Origin of the sequence: Bradyrhizobium sp. LTSPM299 (genome assembly GCF_000938235.1) — a bacterium.
In the GTDB taxonomy this organism is placed as follows: domain Bacteria; phylum Pseudomonadota; class Alphaproteobacteria; order Rhizobiales; family Xanthobacteraceae; genus Bradyrhizobium.
Map to the genome: position 1 here is coordinate 1 of NZ_JYMU01000074.1, position 4,543 is coordinate 4,543.

Here is a 4,543-nt window from a genome sequence, read left to right on the forward strand (position 1 = left end):
CCAGGTGCTGCAGAGCCCGGTCGGCTACTCGACCAAGGCCAATGTCGACGTCACCGGTACTGGCGCCGGCACCGGCACCACGGTGGCCACCGACCTCAATGCCGGCAAGCTCGGCGGTTCGGTCATCACCTTCAAGACCGCCACCGGCTCGCTCGCGGTCACGGTCGGTTCGAGCTTCTCGACCGGTGCGGGCACCGCGACCGTCCAGACGCTCGATCAGCTCAACAGCGTGCTGGCTTCGAACGGCGTTGCCGTCTCCGCGTCGCTCTCCGCGACCGCCGATACGCTGACCTTCACCTCGACCAACGATGCCGCCAGCCAGACCATCACCAAGACGGGCACCGCCCCGACCGGTGAAGGCGTCGACATTGCGGGCACCACCACTGCAACGGTCGGCACGGTCAATGCCGCCGTTTCCGATCCGACCTCGCAGGCGACCCGCGCCAACCTCGTCAGCCAGTACAACGTCATCATCCAGCAGATTACGACGACCGCCCAGGATTCGTCCTTCAACGGCGTCAACCTGTTGAACGGCGACAATCTGAAGCTGACGTTCAATGAAACCGGCAAGTCCACCCTCAACATCTCGGGTGTGACCTTTAACGCCGGCGGCCTTGGTCTCGGTTCGCTGACGGCTGGCACCGATTTCCTGGACAGCACCTCGGCAAACGCCATCGTTGCCAAGCTCGGCTCGGCCTCCGACACGCTCCGCTCGGAAGCGTCGTCGCTCGGTTCGAACCTCTCGGTCGTGCAGATCCGCCAGGACTTCAACAAGAACCTGATCAACGTGTTGCAGACCGGCTCGTCCAACCTGACGCTGGCCGACACCAACGAGGAAGCGGCCAACAGCCAGGCGCTGTCGACCCGCCAGTCGATCGCGGTGTCCGCGCTGGCTCTGGCCAACCAGTCGCAGCAGAGCGTTCTCCAGCTGCTCCGCTAAGGATAGCTGCAACAGACATCGAATATGGGGGCGGCGGGGAAACTCCGCCGCCTTTGCTTTTGCGTGTCGTCAGGTGACCTGAGTATCTCAATCAGGAGTTGCAGGCCGCAATCACGCTGTCGTGCTAAGCGCTTGGTGCCGCGAGATCGCGTGCCTCTACCAAGCTTAACGGCCGTCTGCTGCGATTTGATTCAAACCACGACGATGCATCCGACACAGATTTATCCATGCCGTCGGTAAGTGCCTGTTCTTTCGAGATTGGCGGCTACATTGCGATGCTTCGTTCAACTATTTGAAACGCCTCATCGTCCGTATTTGCACGGACTGCGAAATTAACGTCGCCGTGAAGCCGGCGGAGTTATCGGTAGGAGCCGATCGTTCCGTAGCACTTTGAGGGGGCCGATTCCGATGGACGACCTGTTGCGGGAGTTCTTGACCGAAACCGGCGAGAGCCTCGACACGGTCGACAACCAGTTGGTTCGGTTCGAGCAGGACCCCAACAACGCGAAGATTCTCGATAACATCTTCCGCCTGGTGCACACCATCAAGGGGACCTGCGGCTTCCTCGGCCTGCCGCGGCTGGAAGCGCTGGCGCATGCCGGCGAGACCCTGATGGGTAAATTCCGCGACGGCATGCCGGTCAAGGCTGAGGCCGTGACACTGATCCTGTCCTCGATCGACCGCATCAAGGAGATCCTGGCAGGGCTCGAGGCCACCGAGGCCGAGCCTGAAGGCGACGACCGCGATCTGATCGATCAATTGGAAGCCATGGTCGAGCGCGGCATGGCCGCCATGGCCGCTGCTGCAGCTGAAGAAATGCCTGAGGTCGCCGCACCTCCCGTGCAGCCGGCGATGTCCGAAGGCACGCTGGTGGTGCAGACGCTGGAGCGTCCGTTGCGCCCCGGCGAGGTCTCGCTCGACGAACTCGAACGCGCTTTCCGCGAGACCGCGCCCGAAGTGGTCGTCCCCGCGCCTGTCGCCAAACCCGCCGCGCCTGCGGTTGCTGCGGTTGCCGCAGCCGAGCCCGCCGAGGTCGCGAAGAAGCCGGCCCGCAAGGCGGCTGCCGCCGAGGGCGACGTCCCGGAAGGCGACAAGATCGCCAACCAGTCGATCCGGGTCAACGTCGACACCCTCGAACATCTCATGACCATGGTCTCCGAGCTGGTCCTGACCCGCAACCAGCTGCTGGAGATCTCCCGCCGCAACGAGGACACCGAGTTCAAGGTGCCGCTGCAGCGTCTGTCCAACGTCACCGCCGAGCTGCAGGAAGGCGTCATGAAGACGCGGATGCAGCCGATTGGCAACGCCTGGCAGAAGCTGCCCCGCATCGTCCGCGACCTCTCCGGCGAACTCGGCAAGCAGATCGAGCTGGAGATGCACGGCGCCGACACCGAGCTCGACCGCCAGGTGCTCGACCTGATCAAGGATCCGTTGACGCACATGGTGCGCAACTCCGCCGACCACGGCCTGGAGACCACGGCCGAGCGGGTCGCCGCCGGCAAGGGCGAGCAGGGCACCATCCGGCTCTCTGCCTATCACGAGGGCGGCCACATCATCATCTGCATCGCCGACAATGGCCGCGGGCTCAACACCGAGCGGATCAAGGCCAAGGCAGTCCAGAACGGTCTCGTCACCGAGGCTGAACTGGAGAAGATGACCGAGGCGCAGATCCACAAGTTCATCTTCGCGCCGGGCTTCTCGACTGCCGCCGCCATCACCTCGGTCTCCGGCCGCGGCGTCGGCATGGACGTGGTCCGCACCAATATCGACCAGATCGGCGGCACCATCGACATCAAGAGCGTGGCCGGCGAGGGCGCCTCCGTCACCATCAAGATCCCGCTGACGCTCGCGATCGTCTCCGCCCTGATCGTGGAAGCCGGCGGTGACCGCTTTGCGATCCCGCAGCTCGCCGTGGTCGAGCTGGTGCGGGCGCGGGCCAACTCCGAGCACCGCATCGAGCGGATCAAGGACACCGCGGTGTTGCGGCTGCGCAACAAGCTGCTGCCGCTGATCCACCTCAAGAAGCTCCTGAAGATCGACGACGGCGCGACCTCCGATCCCGAGAACGGCTTCATCGTGGTGACGCAGGTCGGCAGCCAGACCTTTGGCATCGTGGTCGACGGCGTGTTCCACACCGAGGAGATCGTGGTCAAGCCGATGTCCACGAAGCTGCGCCACATCGACATGTTCTCCGGCAACACCATCCTGGGCGATGGCGCCGTGATCATGATCATCGACCCCAACGGCATCGCCAAAGCGCTCGGCGCCTCCGGCTCCTCGGCCCATGACATGGCCGACGACAGCGCCTCGGCCCATGCCTCGTCCGGCGAGCAACTGACCTCGCTGTTGGTGTTCCGTGCCGGCTCCAGCCAGCCCAAGGCGGTGCCGCTCGGCCTCGTCACCCGGCTGGAGGAGATCGCAACCGACAAGATCGAACTCTCGAACGGTCGCTACATGGTGCAGTACCGCGAGCAGCTGATGCCGCTGGTGCAGATGGCCGGCGTCAATGTGCAGACGCAAGGTGCGCAGCCGATCCTGGTGTTCGCCGACGACGGCCGCTCGATGGGGCTGGTGGTCGACGAGATCATCGACATCGTCGAGGAGCGGCTCAACATCGAGGTCGCGGGCTCGCAGGAGGGTATCCTCGGCTCGGCCGTGATCAAGGGCCAGGCCACCGAGGTGATCGACGTCGGCCACTTCCTGCCGATGGCGTTTGCCGACTGGTTCTCGCGCAAGGAGATGCGCCCCTCGGCAAGTTCGCAATCCGTGCTGCTGGTCGATGACAGTGCCTTCTTCCGCAACATGCTGGCGCCGGTGCTGAAGGCCGCCGGCTACAAGGTGCGGACCGCGCCGAACGCGCAGGAGGGGCTTGCCGTGCTGCGTTCGGGGCAGGCCTTCGACGTCGTGCTGACCGACATCGAGATGCCCGAGATGAACGGCTTCGAGTTCGCCGAAAGCATCCGTTCCGACAACAATCTGACCGGGCTGCCGATCATCGCGCTGTCGGCGATGGTGTCGCCGGCGGCGATCGAGCGCGGCCGGCAGGCCGGCTTCCACGATTATGTCGCCAAGTTCGACCGTCCCGGCCTGATCGCGGCGCTGAAGGAACAGACCGCCGAACTGCGCCGGGCGGCTTAAGGAACTGTCATGATGACCAGCAAGACCGAGACAAGCGAAGGCGCGATGGTCGAATACGTCACCGCCGTGATCGGCGGCCAGCTGTTCGGGCTGCCGATCTCGCGGGTGCAGGACGTGTTCATGCCGGAGCGGCTGACGCGGGTGCCGCTGTCATCCGCCGAGATCGCCGGCGTGCTCAATCTGCGCGGCCGCATCGTCACCGTGGTCGACATGCGCGCCCGGCTCGGGCTGCCGAAGGCCGATGACGGCAAGCCGCCGATGGCGGTCGGTGTCGACCTGCGCGGGGAATCCTATGGCCTCCTGATCGACCAGATCGGCGAGGTGCTGCGGCTGCCCGACGACGGCTGCGAGGAAAACCCCGTCAACCTCGATCCCCGCATGGCCAAGCTCGCCGGCGGGGTCCACCGCCTCGACGGTCAGCTCATGGTCGTCCTCGACGTCGATCGCGTACTCGAATTGATGCCC

Annotated in this window: 3 protein-coding genes; all 3 read left to right on the plus strand. The window is 64.9% G+C overall.

What is annotated here, in order from left to right:
* Nucleotides 1-940, plus strand: a 940-nt coding sequence (locus UP10_RS34120) for a flagellin (RefSeq protein ID WP_050043931.1), incomplete at its 5' end; no start/stop codon positions are given.
* 408 nt (nt 941-1,348) lie between these two features.
* Nucleotides 1,349-4,078, plus strand: a complete 2,730-nt coding sequence (locus UP10_RS34125) for a hybrid sensor histidine kinase/response regulator (RefSeq protein WP_044589378.1) — start codon at nt 1,349-1,351, stop codon at nt 4,076-4,078.
* A gap of 12 nt (nt 4,079-4,090) precedes the next feature.
* On the plus strand, nt 4,091-4,543 hold a 453-nt coding region (locus UP10_RS34130; RefSeq protein WP_044539230.1), incomplete at its 3' end, for a chemotaxis protein CheW.